This is a genomic window from Hazenella coriacea (assembly GCF_004341825.1).
GTDB lineage: Bacteria > Bacillota > Bacilli > Thermoactinomycetales > Thermoactinomycetaceae > Hazenella > Hazenella coriacea.
Genome location: NZ_SMAG01000001.1, coordinates 68009 through 86557, shown reverse-complemented (window position 1 = coordinate 86557; position 18549 = coordinate 68009). Strand labels below are relative to the sequence as shown.

At 39.1% G+C, this 18549-nt stretch carries 14 protein-coding genes; 10 read left to right on the top strand and 4 right to left on the bottom strand.

Annotation, left to right across the window (positions count from 1 at the left end; all coding sequences use genetic code 11):
- Window positions 1-458: 458 nt before the first annotated feature.
- The 6 genes from recJ to EDD58_RS00380 all read left to right on the top strand — a co-directional run bounded on the left by recJ (window position 459) and on the right by EDD58_RS00380 (window position 8261).
- Window positions 459-2810, top strand: a complete 2352-nt coding sequence (gene recJ, locus EDD58_RS00400) for a single-stranded-DNA-specific exonuclease RecJ (RefSeq protein WP_165875717.1) — start codon at window positions 459-461, stop codon at window positions 2808-2810.
- A gap of 13 nt (window positions 2811-2823) precedes the next feature.
- Window positions 2824-3336, top strand: a complete 513-nt coding sequence (locus EDD58_RS00395; protein WP_131922870.1) for an adenine phosphoribosyltransferase — start codon at window positions 2824-2826, stop codon at window positions 3334-3336.
- 218 nt (window positions 3337-3554) lie between these two features.
- Window positions 3555-3683 (top strand): hypothetical protein, encoded by a 129-nt coding sequence (locus EDD58_RS15200; RefSeq protein WP_279389081.1) that lies wholly within the window; start codon window positions 3555-3557, stop codon window positions 3681-3683.
- 549 nt (window positions 3684-4232) lie between these two features.
- The gene (locus EDD58_RS00390) at window positions 4233-6515 is read left to right on the top strand and encodes a right-handed parallel beta-helix repeat-containing protein (protein WP_131922869.1); all 2283 of its coding nucleotides are present in this window, start codon (window positions 4233-4235) and stop codon (window positions 6513-6515) included.
- 286 nt (window positions 6516-6801) lie between these two features.
- Window positions 6802-7434 carry an FMN-dependent NADH-azoreductase gene (locus EDD58_RS00385; RefSeq protein ID WP_131922868.1) on the top strand — a complete coding sequence of 211 codons (633 nt, stop codon included), beginning with the start codon at window positions 6802-6804 and terminating at the stop codon, window positions 7432-7434.
- Between the two features lie 194 nt (window positions 7435-7628).
- On the top strand, window positions 7629-8261 hold the full coding sequence (locus tag EDD58_RS00380; protein ID WP_131922867.1) for an FMN-dependent NADH-azoreductase: 633 nt from the start codon (window positions 7629-7631) through the stop codon (window positions 8259-8261).
- Window positions 8262-8319: 58 nt separating this feature from the next.
- Here the strand turns inward: EDD58_RS00380 and lepB (EDD58_RS00375) are convergent, their stop codons facing one another.
- Both lepB (EDD58_RS00375) and lepB (EDD58_RS00370) read right to left on the bottom strand, forming a co-directional pair.
- The gene (gene lepB, locus EDD58_RS00375) at window positions 8320-8877 is read right to left on the bottom strand and encodes a signal peptidase I (protein WP_131922866.1); all 558 of its coding nucleotides are present in this window, start codon (window positions 8875-8877) and stop codon (window positions 8320-8322) included.
- Window positions 8878-8957: 80 nt separating this feature from the next.
- Window positions 8958-9512, bottom strand: a complete 555-nt coding sequence (gene lepB / locus EDD58_RS00370) for a signal peptidase I (RefSeq protein ID WP_131922865.1) — start codon at window positions 9510-9512, stop codon at window positions 8958-8960.
- 537 nt (window positions 9513-10049) lie between these two features.
- Here lepB (EDD58_RS00370) and EDD58_RS00365 point away from each other — a divergent pair.
- The 3 genes from EDD58_RS00365 (at window position 10050) to EDD58_RS00355 (ending at window position 13716) form a co-directional block, all read left to right on the top strand.
- On the top strand, window positions 10050-11207 hold the full coding sequence (locus EDD58_RS00365) for a homogentisate 1,2-dioxygenase (RefSeq protein WP_131922864.1): 1158 nt from the start codon (window positions 10050-10052) through the stop codon (window positions 11205-11207).
- A 13-nt stretch (window positions 11208-11220) separates the two neighbouring features.
- On the top strand, window positions 11221-11871 hold the full coding sequence (locus EDD58_RS00360) for a flavin reductase family protein (protein ID WP_131922863.1): 651 nt from the start codon (window positions 11221-11223) through the stop codon (window positions 11869-11871).
- Between the two features lie 189 nt (window positions 11872-12060).
- Complete coding sequence (locus tag EDD58_RS00355; RefSeq protein ID WP_131922862.1) at window positions 12061-13716, top strand: enoyl-CoA hydratase/isomerase family protein; 1656 nt, start codon at window positions 12061-12063, stop codon at window positions 13714-13716.
- 73 nt (window positions 13717-13789) lie between these two features.
- Here EDD58_RS00355 and typA read toward each other — a convergent pair whose 3' ends face one another.
- Both typA and yjeH read right to left on the bottom strand, forming a co-directional pair.
- A complete protein-coding gene (typA, locus tag EDD58_RS00350; RefSeq protein ID WP_131922861.1) occupies window positions 13790-15619 on the bottom strand; it encodes a translational GTPase TypA in 1830 nt (609 codons plus the stop codon).
- A 167-nt stretch (window positions 15620-15786) separates the two neighbouring features.
- Window positions 15787-17064, bottom strand: a complete 1278-nt coding sequence (gene yjeH / locus EDD58_RS00345; protein WP_131922860.1) for an L-methionine/branched-chain amino acid transporter — start codon at window positions 17062-17064, stop codon at window positions 15787-15789.
- 150 nt (window positions 17065-17214) lie between these two features.
- Here yjeH and EDD58_RS00340 point away from each other — a divergent pair, with 150 nt between their 5' ends.
- Entirely contained in the window at window positions 17215-18141 is a 927-nt protein-coding gene (locus tag EDD58_RS00340; protein WP_131922859.1) for a LysR family transcriptional regulator, read from the top strand.
- Window positions 18142-18549 lie beyond the last annotated feature (408 nt).

Sequence of the window (18549 nt, the reverse complement as noted above, 5' to 3'; positions counted from 1 at the left end):
GCGATTTGGTCCACTGGGGAAGCTACGCTTAATTTTTGAAGATCAAGAACTCGGCTCATTCGTATGCACCTCCTTTTTTTCTCTCCTTCGTCAGCCCCTTGGTTATGATTATAAGATGATAATTTTTATATGTCAAACTATTTTATTAATATAAAATATATTTGATTTATAAATTATTAAAATATTATTTTTGAATTAAATAATATTAAAGTGAATTTAAATTCATTTACTATACTTGTTGTATCATAAGTTTTATAAATAACTTTATTTATCAATCTTTACTTCGATAAAGAAAAACCTTTTTTAATGAAATGTTGATTCATAATTTTATAATAAATTCAGATACTAGAAATAAATATAGTGAAAAAAATTTTGCTAGAGGAAGAGATTGATCCTAACTCTCGAAACTTCCACTTTGTGCTATAATGATAGCGGCAAAGCGAGGTGAACCTCTATTTATGTTACGTTCAAGGACGAGATGGGAAGTGGCGGCTTCAGATCCAGTTATCTGTTCAAATTTAATTGATCAACTAGGGATCCACCCGACGGTTGCCAAGATGTTAGTTCGTCGTGGATTGACTGAACCTAATCAAGCTAGAAGCTTTTTAAATCCTAAATTAGAAGATTTACATGATCCTTTCCTACTTGATGGAATGAAGGAAGCCGTCGAGCGGATTCAATTTGCCATACAACATAATGAAAAGATTTTAATTTATGGGGATTATGATGCAGATGGTGTAAGTAGTACAAGTTTATTAATGTATGTCTTTCGTTGGCTACAAGCAGATGTTGATTATTATATTCCTAATCGATTTCGTGAGGGGTATGGAATCAATAAAGAAGCTTTACATTTAGCGAAAGAGCGTGGCTTTCAGCTTGTTGTATCAGTGGATACAGGAATTAGTGCGGTCGAAGAGGCACAAGTTGCGAAAGAGCTTGGCTTAGATCTGATTATTACTGATCACCACGAACCACCTGAACATTTACCAGAAGCGTTAGCGGTGATTAACCCGAAAAAACCAGGCTGTCCTTATCCATGCAAACTCCTTGCCGGAGTGGGGGTTGCCTTTAAGTTAGCTACCGCTTTATTAGCTCGGGTTCCTGAGGAACTTCTGGAGATCGTTGCTTTAGGTACGATTGCTGACCTTGTTCCTCTACTTGATGAAAACCGAATCTTTGCTACCTATGGACTTAAGAAAATGAGCCAGCGTAAACAAATTGGTATAACTTCTTTGTTGGAAGTATCGGGTGTTGATGATGTTGTTTCTGCAGGTCATGTAGGATTTTCTCTTGGTCCACGCATCAATGCGAGTGGTCGATTAGATTCGGCAAACCAAGCGGTAGAGTTATTGCTTTGTGAAGATCTGGAAGAAGCCAAGCAAATAGCAGAAGAGTTAAATAGCATGAATCGAGAGCGGCAGCATTTGGTTGAAGAGATGACTCTAGAGGCAATAGCTGAAGTAGAGGCACAACCTGACCTATATCAACATGTGATTGTGGTAGCCAAACCCAATTGGAATGTAGGTGTGATTGGGATTGTGGCTTCTCGTTTGGTTGAAAAGTATTATCGACCTGTGATTGTTTTAGGAATCGATGAGGATAAAGGGATTGCAAAGGGATCTGCTCGCAGTATTGCAGGATTCGATCTATATAAAGCGTTAACCGAGTGTAAGGAATACCTTCCACATTATGGTGGGCATTATATGGCGGCTGGCATGACATTACCAATCGAGAATTTGCCACTTTTTCGTAGTAAACTTTCTCAACTAGCTCAGGAGTGGTTGAAGCCTGAGGATTATATTCCACTTACCATGGCTGAAGAGCGTCTAGTGATCGATCAAATAGATGTTAGTTTCATAGACCAGTTGCAAGCTTTAGCTCCATACGGAGTTGGAAATCCTACTCCGCTATTTATCATTGAAAACTCCCAAGTAGCTCGCATGCAAAGTATTGGACGGGAAAATAATCATCTAAAGCTTCAACTAGAAGCAAATGGGAAGAGCTTAGGTGCGATTGGTTTTCGCCTAGCAGATTTGGCTAAAGAAATAGCACCACAAGCCGACTTGGAGATCTTAGGCGAGCTCCAAATGAACGAATGGAATGGAAAACGTTCACCCCAAATGGTCTTTCGTGATATTTCAATTCCATCCATGCAAGTCTTCGATTGGCGAAGCAACCGAATTCGTATAGAAGATATAGAAACTTTGCAAGATGAGGTTTCTATTTACATGTGTTCAGAAAAAGCACGTGAGCGAGATTGGTTAATGCAAAAATCGAAAGATCAAGTGATCTTCTGGGAAAGAATAGAGGATAATGAATGGGCAGAAAGAGTTTTACTAAAAAAACATATGGTGATTGTTGATCCACCCCCTACGTTGAACCATTTAAAGCAAGGGATTCAGCAATGGGGTCAGATTGAACGGATTTATCTGCTTTTTGGAGATGCTGATTTTGATGATCTTTTAGTGAAAGCGCCTTCTAAAGAGAATTTTGCGCACACTTATCGAGTGTTACAGCGAGGTAAAGGTCCAATCTCGATCTCAAAACATTTCACATCATTGTCGAGAGCAACAGGATTGAAAAAACGTTCACTTTCTTTTATTATTCAAGTGTTTGAGGAATTGGAGTTTATTAAAATTGAACAGGGGTTTATTCATATTAATCCTACCCCAGAGAGAAAGCCTTTAACTGAATCTAAGTTTTATCAAGCCCAATTAGCTAGAGAAGAAGTGCTACAAACTTTAGTTTACTCTTCATATCGTGAGCTTTGTCAGTATTTACATTCACAGCTTCCTGTAATAGGAAACTAGGAGGAACATATTTATGGACTATAAGTCGAAGATTCGAGTCATTCCAGATTATCCCCAACCTGGTATTCGATTTAAAGATATTACAACTCTACTTCAAGATGGAACCGCATATCAAGCTGCGATTAATGAAATAGTCCAACAGCTCCAAGGAAAGGAAATCGATTTGGTCGTAGGTCCTGAGGCGCGTGGCTTCGTAGTAGGAGCCCCTCTTGCTTATGCATTAGGTGTTGGTTTTATACCTGTTCGTAAAGCAGGAAAGTTACCAGCAGAGACGATCGAAGCAAATTATAGTCTGGAATATGGGAAAGATGCTTTAACGATCCACAAAGATGCGATTCGACCAGGACAAAAAATATTAATTGCTGATGATCTTTTAGCTACAGGTGGAACCATTTCCGCAACACTTGATCTTGTTAAGCAATTGGAAGGAGATCCTGTGGGGGCAGCTTTTTTCATTGAGCTTACTTATTTAAATGGACGTAAAAAATTAGAAGATCTAGATGTGATCACGCTAGTTCAATATTAATAGCCATTATGAGTGGTTTTATCTTTAAAGAAAAGTCAACCTATGGTAGGTTGACTTTTTGTTTTATAACAGGTTGTTTCTCTCTCGAGGCTTATTAACATTTATCACTATCCTATATATAAAGGCAAGTGATTGGAAATAATTTGTTGTACTACAGTCTGTTGCATAACAGGTTTTGTTATAATATAATAAAGCCAGATGGAACGGAGGAGATCCTAATGGAAAAATTAAATCATCCGAATGAAGTCCAGCATTTTGAAGTTGGAGCTGAACCAACAGAAAGAGAAGTTCGAGAAGAAACGAAACAAGACACCATTTTGCAAATGATTCTCAAACATTATGAGTAACTGATATGTAGTAAACATAAAAAGATCATCCTCAGCACTTGGACCTGAGGATGATCTTTTTATGTTTACATGCTTATTTGTAATTAAGCTCTATGATTTGTCCCGTCAACCGATTTATTCACATTGAAAGACGCTTTCCCAATCAACAACACCAATCATTTGCAAACGCTTGAAAAGGAACAATGAAAGGAACAGCGAAAGTAAATACGAATGCCAATAGAACTGCACCTTTTTTCATGAAATCTCCTCCTAATCATGGATACAGTAATATTATACCATCCTTGACCATCACCTGTATATAGAATATTGCAAACTTTTCGCCGATAATTAGTGGTACCCTTCGATGAAGGAAAAGAGGAGGTAACTGATTTTAGAGAGACTTCGCCTCCTTTTGCCTCCACCTGGAATTGAAGGGTGGAGCGTGACATTCCTTAAATTTTCAATGTTTAATGATAAGAAACGGAAGATCATGATATATTAAAAAGGATAGATTGGTTATAGAAGGAAAAGCTTTGCGAAAGGCAGGGAGTTTTTTTGGCGGCTATACGTGTGTCTCGAAAACTGTTCGCTAAGTATCGAAGTATCCAACAAGCTATTCAAGAGGCATCAACGGGTACTGTGATCGAAGTAGAACCTGGTGTATATAAAGAAGATGTGTGGATTGATCGTTATGTGGAAATTATTGGTGTAGGTTCACGGGATGAAGTGATTATCGAGGGACAGCAACATCCAACCGTTGAGATGGGGACCGATTATGCAGTTATTAAAAATATAACTATTCGCCAATCTAAAAAAACAAGTAATCCTGCTGTTCTCATCCATCGGGGAGCATTGGTTTTGGATCAATGTCAGATCTATTCTTCATCGGGGCCTGGAATTTCAATTGTAGGTAATGAAGCAGAGCCCGTCATACGACGTACCACTTGTAGAAGTAAAGAAAATGTTGCAGTGTTGATTCGAAGCCAAGGGAAAATTTTATTTGAAGAGTGCGAGATTAATATTCAAAGTGACATTTCGGCTATTTTGATTACAGATGGAAATCCTTTGTTTCGTCAATGTACCATTACAGGCTCTCCAGGGTATGGAATTTTTATTGAGGAAAATGGTCAGGGAATGTTTGAAGACTGTAATCTCTATGGTTTTCATAAGAGCCCTGCTATTGGAGTCAGTGGAGGAAATCCATACTTTCTCAGATGTAAGGTTCATGATGGGAATGAAAGTGGAATTGTTGTTCATCGAGGAACTGGCGTGTTTGAAGAGTGTACTTTGTTTGGATTTGGTAAGGAATTTCCGGCGGTTCGTGTGACTGATCGAGCTCATCCACGTTTTAAACAGTGTACGATTAAAAATTGTGAAGGAGGAGCTTTTTTATTTGAAGAAGAAGGTCGCGGTTCAGTTGAGCAGTGTGAATTATTTGGCTTTATCGATCATGCTGCTATTACGATCCGAAGTGGAGCTCATCCTCATCTAATCAGGACACAAATTCATGATGGTGATCGGGAAGCGATTGTTTGTTATGAAGCGGGAAAAGGTATCTTGGAGAGTTGTGAATTATATGGATTTAATGGAAATATGATCACTGTTACCTATTCTGGAAAATTAGATCTGCTCCGTTGTAAGATCGAAAATGGAAATCAACATGGGCTTTATTTCGCACAAAAGGCTGAGGGAATTATTAAGGATACTGTGATCCGACATTTTTCTAAAGCTGCTGCAGTCGTGGTGAAGCAAGCGGCAGATCCGTTGTTGGTTCAATGTAAGATTGAACAGAGTCGGATCGGTGTAGAAATTATTGAAAATGGTCGTGGAACCTTTGACCATTGTATGTTTCAACAGATTGAAAAAGATGTTTGGATCATCAATGAGAGTCATCCTGTTATTCGTCATACTAAGGAGGAAGAAGGGGTTGTTGAAGTACCTGTGCAACAAAATGATGCATTGTTACTAGGAGAACCCCTCTATCGCTTATTTCAAGAGATGGATGCCATTGTGGGTCAGACTGCGGTAAAGGAAAAAATAAGAGAGATTATTGTTTATCTTGATTACTTACAAGACAGAAAACGGTTAGGCTTTCATACTGGAGAACCTTATCCTTTCCATGCACTCTTTATAGGCCCCGAGGATACTGGAAAAGGGCAAATCGCTCACCTATATGGACAAATGCTTAAGGAGTTAAGCTTGTTATCCCAAGGTCACGTTGTTTCTATCAGAGTTTCTGACTTAATTGGCGAGAATGTGGAAGAGACCAAGCAGAAATGTAGTGAAACTTTTGAAAAAGCAAAAGGAGGAATTTTGTGTTTATCTCAAGCTGATCGCCTAGTTACCTCCTTATGGTCCTCAACATCCAATCAAGTGATTATTGAACGGATTGAACAAGAACTATCGAGAAAAAGCACAGAGATTGCATTGGTATTAGAAGGACCTGAAAAGGAGTTGACGAATTGGGTTGCGAGCCATCCTCGAATTGAGAAGCAAATGAATAATCATTTAGTTTTTACCGATTATTCACCTGAAGAAATGGCTGAGCTTTTTCAACACATGGCTAACAAAGAAGATTATTTAGTTCACCCACTTGCAGAGCCTACTTTATTGACTCAAATGAAGTGGCTTTGGAGGATTCAAGAGGACCAAACACGGTTACAGCGAGTTCTAAGTTACTTACAACAAGTTAAGTTTCAACATAGCCAGCGTTGTGCAAAGCTTCCTAAAGAGGAAAGGACTCGTGAAGTATTTACCACGTTTATTAAGGAAGACTTAATCATTCAAAAAGAGGGTCATATCCAGCCCGATGATGAAGATTGGCTGAAAAAGATTAATAAATATTCGTCGTGACAAGGGTCTTAGCTAAAAATGCTAAGACCCTTTGTTTGATGTTTGATGTTTGATGTTTGATGTTTGATGTTTGATGTTTGATGTTTGATGTTTGATTTACTATTCATATAAATGAGATATTGGATCAATTCCGAGGGGGGTAATTGAAAAGTGTATTGGTTTTGGGAAGGGGCAGAATAATTCATTATTAATGGCAAATTTTATCTATTATTGACAAAAATAAAATTATAGGATTATGATTCTAAGATGTGGAAGTTTATCATTGTTGTACATTGGAGGGTTTAGATTGGCAAAAGTGTTATATATTACAGCAAATCCGAAAAAAGAAAGAGAATCTGTCTGTTTACAAGTAGGGCGAGCTTTCTTAAATACGTATGAACTAATCAATCCCTTGGACGAAATCATAGAGTTAGATTTATATCATGAGGAGATTCCGTTTTTAGATGAAGATGTATTTCAAGGTTGGCAAAAAATAGTTCGAAGAGAACAATTAACTCCAATAGAACGACATAAATTAGCGCGAATTAATCAGTTAACAGATCAATTTATTTCTGCGGATAAGTACATATTTGTCACGCCGATGTGGAACTTTGGACTCCCACCAAAGTTAAAGGCGTATGTGGATACTATTTGTATAGCAGGGAAAACATTTAAATATACTGATCATGGACCCGTAGGGCTTTTAACTGGGAAAAAAGCAATCCATATACAGGCACGGGGCGGGGTTTATTCTACAGGTCAGGCGAGAGCTATGGAGTTTGGGGATAGCTATATCCGCCTCGTTCTAGGGTTTATGGGAATTACGGATGTCCATTCGATTATTGCCGAAGGAACAGCAAATTCCGCTAATTACCATAGAGCTTTATATAGTGCAGTTCAACGAGCAAAAAAAGTAGCAGTCCACTTTGCAAGATATTAATGATGTTAAGATGTAGAGCGATTGGAGAGTTAGATGTAGATGATTGAGATGGATTTTGGAGAGAATATAGCTAATGAGAGTTAAGAGTCTTCTCACTTGAAAGGAGTATATAACTTGACAAAAGTAAGTTATAGAATTAATATACTTACATAAAGTAATTTAATTACCTATTTAATTATTGGAGGATGAAATGAATGAGTAAAGTGTTGTATATTACTGCTAATCCGAAAGCTGAATCTGAATCTTTTAGCTTGCGTTTAGGTCAAGCTTTTTTGAACCAATATAAAGAACTTAACCCACAAGATGAGATTATTGAGCTTGATTTATACAATACAGATATTCCAAACATAGATGCTGATGTATTTCAAGGCTGGGGAAAATTAGCTAGTGGTAATGAGCTAAATGAAATTGAGCAACAAAAAGTAGCTCGCCTCAATGAGTTGCTTGACCAATTTATCTCTGCAGATAAATATGTATTTGTTACACCTATGTGGAACTTTAACTTCCCTCCACGTTTTAAATCTTATATTGATACATTTTGTATCGCAGGAAAAACATTTAAGTATACACCTGAGGGACCTGTAGGGCTTATGACAGGTAAAAAAGCAGTTCATATTCATGCTCGTGGTGGCATCTATTCAGAAGGACCTAACAAAAACAGTGATTTTGCAGATAGCTACCTACGTACTATTCTACAATTTATCGGCATTACCGATATTGAATCTGTGATTGCAGAAGGAATGGCTTATACGCCTGATCAAGCTGAAGTAATCATGGAAAAAGCATTGGCTCATGCAAAAGAAGCAGCTACTCAATTTGCAAAATAAGAACATAAAAAAACCCACAAGCATTGATTTGAGTACAAGACTTGTGGGTTTTTTGTTTCTAATCAAACAATTTAACACCTAACACATGATCAATGGGTATTGGTCCAATTTGTCGACTGTCACGGCTTTTGTTACGATTATCCCCTAATACAAAGATATGACCCTCAGGAACTGTAATCTCCTTTTCAGAGGTGTATAACATCCACTCTTCTTTAATATAATTTTCCTTCAGAGCCAAACCATTACGATAAACTTTATGATTCTTGAAAACTAGCCGATCACCAGGTTTACCGATCACTCGTTTAATCAAAATATCCTCATTTTTTTTGGTTCTTACAAGTTTTTGAACCAATGGACTATCTAATAAATCTTCTTTAAAGGAACGTGGTTGATCAACTCGAGCGTCTACAATAACAATCTCTTCATATTTGGGTTTATAAGAAAAGGTACGCGGTAATTTAGAAATGAATACTCGGTTATTATTTTGTAGAGTGGGTTCCATCGAATGACCATCTACTGTAGTTGGTTGAAATATAAAGATACTTACCAAGAGAGCAACAGCGACTCCTAGTGAAATGGAAAAGAACCAAATGGCTGTATCTTTTAAAATTTTCATAAAGGATGTCACTTCCTCAAAAAAAGTTTTGTTTGCCTCATAAATTCAAAAGCCAAGGGGTAGCTCCCTTGACTTTTTCGTTAATTAAATAATTTTACACCTAACACATGGTCGATAGGAATACAGCCAATCTCTCGACTGTCCCGACTATTATTTCGATTATCTCCCATCACGAAAACTTGACCTTCAGGAACTGTAATTTCTTCCTCAGAGGTATAAGCCATCCATTCTTCTTTTGTATAGCTTTCTTGTAAAGGAACCCCATTCCGGTAGACTTTGTTATTTTTAAAAGCTAACTTGTCACCAGGCTTGCCGATCACTCGTTTTACCCAGATGGTATGATCATCTGTTCCAGCGACTAGTTGAACTAATGGACTGTCCATCAAATCATCTTTAAAAGAACGAGGACGCTCAATACGGCTATCGATGATTACGATCTCTCCATATTTGGGTTCATAAGAGAAGGTACGCGGTAATTTTGATACAAAGATTCGATTGTTGCTTTGCAACGTGGGCTCCATAGAGCTTCCCATCACCTTAGTTGGTTGGAAAATAAAGATACTGACAAAAAGAGCGACGACGACTCCGATACAAATGGAACAAAACCAGGTAAATGTTTCTTTAATCATTTTCATGAGATCGACACTTCCCTAGAATCATATTTATAGTGGTAATTGAAGAGTGTGGTGCTTGTGGAAAGTATGTGTGATAGAAATAGCAGATGTTGATTGAATTCAGCAAGCACCTAAGATGGTTACCTCTTTATATATTATCTAGTTTTTGTAGTCTAGATGTCAAAGCTCTTGTTCAGAAATCTTATCTGATATATTATTTCTTACTTTCCTGAACCACAAGCACTCACTATTTTACGTGTAAGAGAGTGTTTTTCCAAGGGTGGAGGAAGAGATCAAGTCATTACCTTCTTGAGAGTTGTCGGGATAACGGTGTTTGAATACATTTGCAATAACATATACTTTTTCTACTTTTGTCGTTCGTTTTCCTTCTGGAAAACAGATTGTCTTATTTCCCCTGATTCCTGATCTAAGATTCAAAAATCATCTTAACTTAGTTGTTCAATGACTAAAGTAAACAAGGCAAAGATTAGATGTTTGAATAGTGGGGATTTGGTAAAATAGATATGAAAACGTTTTCAGATTAGAAGGGGGATCATCATGTCATTTTACTACCGACTCGGAAAAATCCCGAATAAGCGACATATTCAGTTTAGAAGAGAAGATGGATCACTCTACTATGAGCAAGTGATGGGAACGAAAGGCTTTTCTGGAATCCAATCTATTTTGTATCATCTACATCCACCGACTCAGGTAGAGGAAGCTTACAAGATTCGTGACTGGTATCGTCCAATGGAAGAATCAGGGGCTAACCGACATCGCCATTTTGCTTCTTTTGAATCAGTAGCAGGAGGTGACCCGATTGAAGGTCGTCTACACTGGCTTGTCAATGAAGATGTAGCGATTGCTACCGTCAGCCCTACAGAGCCCATGGACTATTTTTTCCGTAATAGTGATGGGGATGAAGTAATTTTTGTACATGAGGGAGAAGGGAGTCTAGAAACCCAACTGGGAGACATTCCATACCAACCGGGGGATTATTTAGTGATTCCAGTGGGAACTACTTATCGTCTCCAAATGAAGACGAAAAATCAGCGTTTTTTAGTCATTGAGTCTTCTGGAGAGATTACTCCACCTAAGCGATACCGAAATGAGTTTGGACAATTAATGGAGCATAGTCCTTATTGTGAACGAGATGTACGTCTTCCTAGCCAACTGCAGACTCACGATGAAGGTGGTACATTCGAGGTAAGGGTAAAAGCAAGAGATCAGCTACATGCCTATATCTATCATTTTCATCCTTTTGATGTCGTTGGCTGGGATGGGTTTCTATATCCTTGGGCATTTAGTATTCATGACTTTGAACCGATTACAGGTTCGATCCATCAACCACCACCTGTACATCAAACCTTTACAGGACCCAACTTTGTGATTTGCTCATTTGTACCACGGATGTATGATTATCACCCATTGGCCATCCCGGCCCCTTATTTTCATAGTAATGTGAATAGTGATGAGGTTCTCTATTATGTGAAAGGCAACTTTATGAGTCGAAAAGGAATCTCTGAAGGCTCCATTACCCTTCATCCAAGTGGAATTCCCCATGGACCTCATCCAGGTAAAGTAGAGGACAGTATTGGAAAAAAGCGAACAGAGGAATTAGCGGTAATGGTGGATACGTTCCGTCCTTTAAGAGTAACGCAAGCAGCACTCATTTATGAAGACCCTGAGTATATGTATAGTTGGAGACAAAAGTGAGAAAGGTGACAAAATGAAAATTGATCCAAAAAATTTACAAAAAGTTGATATTTATAAGTTATTGATCGGTAGTGTATTACCTCGTCCGATTGCTTGGGTGACCTCCATGAATTCAAATGGAACGATTAATGCAGCCCCCTTTAGTTTTTATAATATCGTTGCGACAGATCCACCTATGATTAGTATTTCGTGTCTAAGAAAGCCTGGCGGAAAAATGAAAGATACCGCTTATAATATAGCAAAAGAAAAAGAATTTGTTGTTCATGTTGTAGATGAGAGTAACGTAGCAGCAGTCAACGACACATCGATCGATTTTCCGACTGAAATAAGTGAAGTAGAACAGCTAGATTTGAAGATGATCCCCAGTGAAAAAGTACGTGTTCCTCGAATTTTACACTCTAAAATACAAATGGAGTGTAAGCTATTTCAGATGCAATCATTAGGAGGAACAGAGACAGAGCCCAATACAGACTTCATTATTGGAGAGATCGTAACTTTTCATATCGATGATTCTTTGTATGACCAAGGCAAGATTAAAACCGATTTATTACAGCCTGTTGGACGATTAGCTGGTGTTTCATACAGTAAGTGGGGAGGATCATTTGCCATCCCTCGTCCTAGCTATCAAGAATGGTTAGAAGATCAGAAAGATCGCATGAAGTAAAGGAGGGCTATCCCATTCATTTGGGATAGCTCCTCTTTATTTTATGACTTTTTTTCTCTTCGCTAGGTTTCTTTTTTTCAAAAAAGGATTGTCATTTGCATACCTAATTGGATACAATGAAAGTGTATTATAACAGAGGGATAAAAATGCAAATGTGTATTAATACAATATATAGGGAGGTATGGGGAGATGGAGATCTCTTTACAAGAATGGTTTGGACAAATGGAGGAAAATCCAATCAAGAGTAGGAAGGGTGCCATTTTCCGGAACTATTCGTCTTTTCAAGTTCATTTACATGAATTGAGAAGAGACCATTGGTTGGCTACAATTAGTTTCAACCATTTCTCGCAATCATTTTTTGTAGATGATTTTTTTGTAGAGTTGGAACAAATAATGAGAGAATTCGCTGAAATACAAGAAATTAAAGTTGTGATTTTTACAGGTGAAGAAAAAGGTTTGTTACCTGTCCCTATTGATCTTAAACATGAAGTAGATCAATGGATTCAATATGGAGAACGTGTTCACTATTTTTATCAAATGGTAGAAAAATGGGATAAACCGGTTATTGCAGCTGTTCATCGAGGTGCTTTTGGGCATGCCTGTGAATTATTAGGTGCTGTACATCTGGTGGTATCTGATCAAGATGCTTTATTTACTACAATGTCGGTCGAACAAAAACCGATTAGCGTAGCAGGAGGAACACAACGTCTTCCTCGTCTTAGCCAAGCCAAGCGTGGGAAACAAGGATTAATAGGTGCTATTCAACTTCTAGCTCAGGGAAATGTAGTAAGTGCTGAAGAGGCATGGAGAATCGGTTTGGTTGATGAGATTTCACCAGAAGCAGATGCTTTGCAGTATGCAATTTCACTAGCAAAAGAATATATGATGACCCATCAAGGCTTATTACATCGGTCTTTTGTTAGAAGACGGGCATGGATGCAAGATTGGGAGTTAAAAAAGTCTTTTCCAAGTGAAGTAGTGGAAAAATTCAACTTTGACGAATATGAACAGGAGCAGATGCAGTTAATTCGGCAAGGGTTTGAGCAAGGGTTTACTAAAGGCTTACAAAAAGAACAAGAGTGGTTAAGATTAAGGGATTTCCAGCTAGAAAGTAAGGGTTGTACACTTGAAGAGGTGAAGTTCCCTAGAATTAGAAAACAGACATTTCTCAACTTGGATCAAACACAGTTGATTCCGATGGGTAAGCCTTTCTATCCTCGATTTACTGTGATTCCTCCATGGCAAGTGGGGTATGAGCTTCAGTTGGTGTCTGGCACAGTGGATCGATATCAATGGATGAAGCAGCTGATTCCTGTTGAAAAACCAAAGGCATTGGAAGTCCTGTTATATATGTTAGCAAGTGAAGTGAATGATCATGATTTAAGTCAACTACGATTAACACAAGGGATGAAAGGTAAACATGGGCAAGTGGGGATGGGATTAGTCGTTGCGATTGGAGAAGAAGTCAAACGTGAAGGAGTGGTCAATGTCGGAGAGTTGGTCACAGTAAACTTACAAATTCAGCCTGTAACCCCTTTGCGAAATGGAACAGAAAGACGACTAAAAAGCAATCCTCCTCGTTTTGAACAAGGAACTCATCAGCAATTTACCATTGCCCATGTGACCCAATTAACGAGAGGAAATGGACTATGGGAAGGGTATTGGGATCGAAAAGAGCTCAATGTGGAGCTGATTCGTTTGAACGAACTTGAAGAGAATGAAAAGTTTGTTCTAAAAAGAAATGTTGATGAACAGGATGGGGTTTTTGTCATTCAACATGCCTTACCTCGACTTAATATTAAAAATAGTGATGAATTATATCGTTCATGGTCAATGGAGTCGTAGATCAAAGTGAAATAAGAAGAGGAAGCTCTCTGATTGACAGGGCTTCCTCTTCTTATTTATAGACTTGGATGGATTAGGCTTGCGAATCTACTTTATGTTTTGCTTGTCGAGCACGAACATTTTTGGCAAGGTACTTTTTGCGTAGACGGAAGGTTTTGGGTGTAACTTCCAAGAGTTCGTCATCTTTGATATATTCTAGGGCCTCATCTAAACTCATTTTCCGAGGAGGATCTAAGCGTAAGGCTTCTTCCGCTGTGGCACGTCGAATACTTGTCAGATGTTTTTTTCGACACACATTCACTTCAAGGTCATTTTCGCGAATATGCTGACCGACGATCATTCCTTCATATACTTCTATACCTGGAGCGATAAACATTTGTCCACGCTCTTGAGCGGAGTGAATCGCATAAGTGGTAGCTACACCAGGTTCCCAAGCGATTAAAGAACCAAATTCATGGGTGTCGATCTCACCAGCATAAGGCTCATATCCTGCCAAGATTGAATTCATGATGGCTTCTCCACGAGTCGCTGTCAATAGTTGTTGTCTGAATCCAAGAAGTCCTCGAGATGGAACTTGGTATGAAAAATGGATGTTTCCATTCTCCTGTACTTTCATATCTAAAAGCTGTCCTTTTCGTTGCCCGAGAAGTTCCACCACAGAACCTTGTTCTTCGCTACTTACTTCGATCTCAACATTTTCAACTGGCTCATGTTTAACCCCGTTGATTTCTTTTAAAATAACTTGTGGTTTACTGACTTGGAACTCATATCCTTCTCGGCGCATATTTTCGATTAGAATCCCTAAGTGTAATTCTCCTCTACCCGAAACCAAAAAGTTATCTGCAGAGTCGGTATCCTCTACCCGGAGAGCCACATCTCGTTCCGCTTCTCTAAAGAGACGTTCCCGGATTTTCCGTGAGGTGAGATAAGTTCCATCTCGACCAGCAAATGGACTGGTGTTGACTCCAAATGTCATCCGTAATGTAGGCTCTTCTACTTTGATCGCTGGTAGAGCTTCAGGATGCTCTGGATCAGTCAAGGTGTCGCCAATTCCTACTTCACCTAAGCCAGTAAGCGCAATAATATCTCCAGCTGTCGCTACTTCGACTTCGGTACGTTGTAATCCACGATGAGTAAATACTTGACCGACTCGAGCGCGGCGGGAGTCACCATCATTTTGAAGTAAGAGTAAGGATTGATTGCGATAGATCTTTCCGCGATGGAGTCGTCCCACCACAATTTGTCCTTTATAGTCATCATAGCCAAGCAAAGTTGCTTGCATCTGAGTGGGCCCGTCTACATCAACTTGTGGATGTGGAAGGTAGCTGATAATTTCTTCAAAAAGCGGTTCTAAAGTGGATGTTAGTTGATGAGGATCTTTGCTAGAAGAGCCAGTAAGAGCACTCGCATAAATTACGGGAAACTCACACTGTTCATCATTAGCGCCCATATCGACAAACAGATCAAAGGTGGTGTTCACGACGTAGTCAGGGCGTGCATTTTTACGATCGATTTTATTAACGACTACAATCACTTTATGGCCTCTTTCTAAGGCTTGTCTTAACACGAACTTTGTTTGTGGCATGGGGCCTTCTACTGCATCGACGAGTAGTAAGACACCATCGACCATGTTCATGACACGCTCTACTTCACCGCCAAAATCGGCGTGACCTGGGGTATCTACAATGTTGATTTTAACCCCTTTATATTGAATGGCGGTATTTTTGGAGAGGATTGTAATCCCTCTCTCTCTTTCAATATCATTAGAATCCATGACACGTTCGTCCACTTGTTGGTTTTCACGGAAGATCTGACTCTGTCTGAGCATCGCATCAACCAGAGTCGTTTTTCCATGATCAACGTGTGCAATAATCGCTATATTACGTATATCCTGTGGTTTCATCTTGGTGAGGAGTCGTCCGACTCCCTACCCCCTTCTTTTTCCGAGTCTAATTGAGAACAAAGGTTCCAAACGCAATCGTACCACATCATTTTATCCTTGTAAAAAGGGAGTTGTTTGGAGGAAAGTTATTATCTAATTTTAAATAGCTTCGATTAATGATAGATGCTTTATACTTCTGTAGATGAGGTTCTCTTGGTACGCTTACGAAGAAGGATAGCGACCCAGATTAGAAGCCCAATCAGAATCGGATAAAAGATTGCCCAACCAACAAAAGGGAGCAGGGCTCCAGTAAAGATAAAAGAGATCCAACTGATTCCTTTTTCCCATTTATTTTGAAGAAGGCGGATTCCTGCTGCGCAACCAATCAAGTAGGTTAGAATAAATGTGGCATTAGGTAGTTGGATTAAAGTGGATAATGAGATCCACCCAGAAGAAAAAATCAGAATAACCACTGTGAAAACGAAAAATAAAAAGATTAAACCACCAGTTGGAGTTTTAGTTTGTGAAGATTGCATCCTTATCCAGCTTGGAGCAAATCCATCCCGGGCTAAAGCAAATGCAAGTCTTGATGCTGCACCTACATAGGCAATCACAGTCGCTGTACAAATGAAAAAACTCATCACGCCTATGATCCATTTGCCACTTACTCCAAAGATTGTATTCATCAAAAGAAGTAATGGAACTTCTCCAGCCCCATCCCCATAACTGTGAGTCAAAACAGTTGATAATGCTGTAAAAAAGTATAAAGTTCCTACTATGATAGCCGCAATGATGACTCCAAGGATCGAATCTCGTTTTGGTTTCTCAAATTCCTCAGACAAATGGGAGATCGCTTCCCAACCGATGAAGCACCAAAAGAGTAAAGAGACCGCTTGCCCGATGCCTTTCCAACCAGAAGGCATAAACGGTTGAAGATGATTGGAGTCCAAATGGGGGATGGAACCCACAATGAATAAGATCAAAATGCCAATAATACTGAGTACAATCCAAACTTGCAGTTGACCGCTTAACTTCATTCCGCGAAAGTTTATAAAAAGGGCTAACAATAAAATGAAGATGGAGATGACGATTCTTCCTGTTGAATTCCATTGAAAAGCACTACTTAAATAACCTGCCCCTATGAGAGCTGTCACTGGAGCACCAATGCCCACAGACATCAGAAAAAACCAACCGACATAAATGCTTGCTGTTTGACCAAACGCAAGGGAAGTAAAATGAGAAACCCCACCTGCATGAGGATGACGAGCAGTTAATAAGCCCATGACGAGAGCCATTGGAACAATGAGGAGTACCATACCTCCCCAAGCGATGAGGGAAGCGGGTCCTGCGATTTCTGCGGCCAGTCCAGGAACTAATAAGATGCCTGAGCCCATCACAGCTCCCACATAGAGTGCAATAGCTTGAGGTAAACGAATAGTTTGTTGTAGTTTGGGTTTGTGAGACATTTTTTATCCTCCCTCAGGATGTTAATCTTTGTACGGAAAAATGATTTCTTGTACATTCACCTTAATAAGGATCTTATCGAATGGACTATGAATCAGTAAAATAGATATATATGTTCGATTCGATCATTTTTTTTGATGGGAGGAAAAATCATGGAGATACGGCAATTGCAGACTTTTAAAAAGGTTGTAGAACTAGAAGGAATGACACGAGCGGCTGAGGAGATGGGATATGCACAATCCAGTGTTACGGCTCAGATCAAAGCATTAGAGGACGAATTGGGAGTTCCCTTATTTGATCGAGTGGGTAAAAAAATTATCCTCACAGTTGCTGGTGAACAATTACTCAGATATGCGAACCAATTGTTGCAAATTCATGATGAGGCTAAATCTGTACTACGATCCTCAGGAGAGCCGAGTGGGAAGTTAGTGATTGGTGCTCCTGAATCATTGGCAGCTTTTCGTCTACCACCTGTGATCCAAGAATATCGGAGTCGCTTTCCTCATGTGAAGATTGTCTTACAACCAGGAGTCTGTTGGGTGATGAGGAGAATGGTCAGTGAGGGAGAGTTAGATATCTCCTTTCTAATGGAAACGGATCAGCATGGGGAGGAAAAAGATCTAGTCATTCATGAATTAGTGAAAGAGCCCCTGGTGATAGTTGCCCCCATTGATCATCCGCTGGCTTCAGTAGAGAAGGTAACCGTTGATCATCTTCGGACAGAAACTTTTTTGCATACAGAAACAGGTTGTAGTTATCGCACGATGTTTGAACATTATCTATGTTCTCATGGGGTAAAAGTGGATCAAAGTTATGAATTTTGGAGTCTTGAGGCCATCAAAAATTGTATCTCAGCAGGATTAGGAATTGGTTTATTACCGCGAGTAACCGTACATCAAGAGATTCAAGAAGGAAAATTAGTCTGTCTTAATTGGAATGAGCAACCTTATCCAATTTCAACGAAATTATGTTATCACTCAAACAGATGGATTTCTCCAGCTCTTCAAGAGTGGATCAAATTAGTGAAAGAGTATTCTGTAAGATGGAGAAAAGATTCTGAACGAGCTCATGGGGGCTGACATGGGAGTTCAAGAAAACATGATTCGAACGGATGTTCTTGAACGATTTCTCGAACGTTCGTATAATGGAGACATCTAGCAACTATAGTATTTTCAACCTCATCCCAAGTTTGTAAATATATCTCTTTACAAATTTGAAAAAATTGTGTACGATTAGACTACCAAAAAATTAGTGAAGGGAGGTTTCGCGTCATGATTAATGTAGTGAAGAACTTACTCGTTGGCAACCGTCGTGTTCAGTCCATCCAACTAAATCAAGGCGTGGAGCATCCCTTGCATAGGTACCATTATCTCTATTTTTGGTAATTAATACCAAATCCATTTGGTGATACCTAGCCATCGGTTGCTCTGCCTATCTACATAGGCTTCTGATGGTTAGTGTTATATATTTACAGGTAGAAGCCGATC